Annotated in this window: 2 protein-coding genes; both read left to right on the top strand. The window is 56.6% G+C overall.

Annotated elements, in window-relative coordinates; genetic code table 11:
- Positions 1 to 1,266 (top strand): phosphoribosylamine--glycine ligase (gene purD, locus MJZ26_15115; protein ID MCQ2107106.1); only part of this gene is annotated, 1,266 nt, incomplete at its 5' end.
- A gap of 47 nt (positions 1,267 to 1,313) precedes the next feature.
- Positions 1,314 to 1,558: AIR carboxylase family protein (locus MJZ26_15110; GenBank protein MCQ2107105.1), on the top strand; the 245-nt coding region annotated here is incomplete at its 3' end.

Here is a 1,558-nt window from a genome sequence, read left to right as displayed (position 1 = left end):
GGTAGCGGCGGTCGTGAACACGCCATCGCCCTCGCTGTTAAGAAGTCCCCCATGTGCGATTCTCTCATCTGCGCACCGGGCAATCCTGGCATGGCAAACCTGGGCAAGTGCATCCCCGTTGATGTGGCTGACCCCAAGGCTATTGCAGACCTGGCTGTGGCTAACAACATTGACCTTGCCATCATCGGACCGGAAATTCCCCTGGTGGCTGGCGTCGTAGATGAATTCCGCGCCCGCGGTCTTCGCGCTTTCGGCCCCACTGCAGCTGCTGCAGCTCTCGAAGGCTCCAAGGCTTTCAGCAAGGACATCATGAAGAAGTACAATGTTCCTACTGCAGCTTTCGAAACCTTTACCGACCTCGCTTCCGCCAAGAAGTTCCTGGCCGAACATCCCGCACCCATCGTGGTGAAGGCTTCCGGCCTTGCCGCTGGTAAGGGCGCCATCGTCTGCATGACCGACAAGGAAGCAAACGACGCTGTGGAAGAAATGCTTGGCGAAAAGGCCGTCTTCGGTGAATCCGGCAAGACTGTGGTGATTGAAGAATTCATGGACGGCGAAGAAGCTTCCATCTTCGTGGTTTCCGACGGCAAGGATTACACCATCCTCTCTTCCGCCCAGGACCACAAGCGCGTCTTCGATGACGACAAGGGCCCCAACACCGGTGGAATGGGTGCATACTCTCCGGCTCCGGTCGTTACCGACGCTCTGCTGGACGAAGTGAAGAAGACCATTATCGAACCTACCCTCAAGGGTATGGCTGCCGAAGGCAAGCCCTACACTGGCGTGCTCTATGTGGGCATCATGGTGACCTCTAAGGGCCCGAAGGTTGTGGAATACAACTGCCGTCTGGGCGACCCGGAATGCCAGATTGTTCTGCCCCTCTATGATGGCGACGTTCTCGCATTGTTCGACGCTGCTGAAAAGGGCGAACTGGCCAAGCTTGGCGCTCCCAAGGCTCCCAAGGGGTCCGCTGCAATCGTGGTTCTCGCAAGTGCCGGCTATCCTGGTTCCTACGAAAAGGGCAAGGTGGTTACCGGTATTGAAGAAGCCGAAAAGAACGGCGCTCAGGTTCTCCACGCCGGTACCAAGATGAATGGCTCTGACCTGGTCACCAACGGCGGCCGCGTGTTCGGTGTCGTGGGTCATGGCGCCACCCTGCAGGACGCTCTGAACGTTGCTTACGAAGCTTGCGAAAAGGTGCAGTTCGAAGGTAAGTTCTACCGCAAGGACATTGGTAAGAAGGGCCTGGCCCGTTTGGCAAAGTAAGGCCCGCGCGGTTCTTTCAACGTCCGTTCACAAAAAGAGGTTTTAAAATGTTTAACTATACTGAAAATGCAAAGGTCGGTATCGTTGCTGGCAGCAAGAGCGACCAGGAAGTTGTAGACAAGATCACCGCTGTGCTGGATAGCTTCGGCATCAAGTGGGAACTCAATATTCTCTCTGCACACCGCACTCCCAACGCAACTGCAAAGTATGCCAAGGAAGCTGCAGACCGCGGTCTCCAGGTCATCATCGGTGTTGCTGGTCTCGCCGCCGCTCTTCCGGGCGTGCTGGCTGC

The sequence above is a fragment of the Fibrobacter sp. genome, from assembly GCA_024398965.1.
In the GTDB taxonomy this organism is placed as follows: Bacteria; Fibrobacterota; Fibrobacteria; order Fibrobacterales; family Fibrobacteraceae; genus Fibrobacter.
This window is presented reverse-complemented; position numbering and strand designations above follow the sequence as displayed.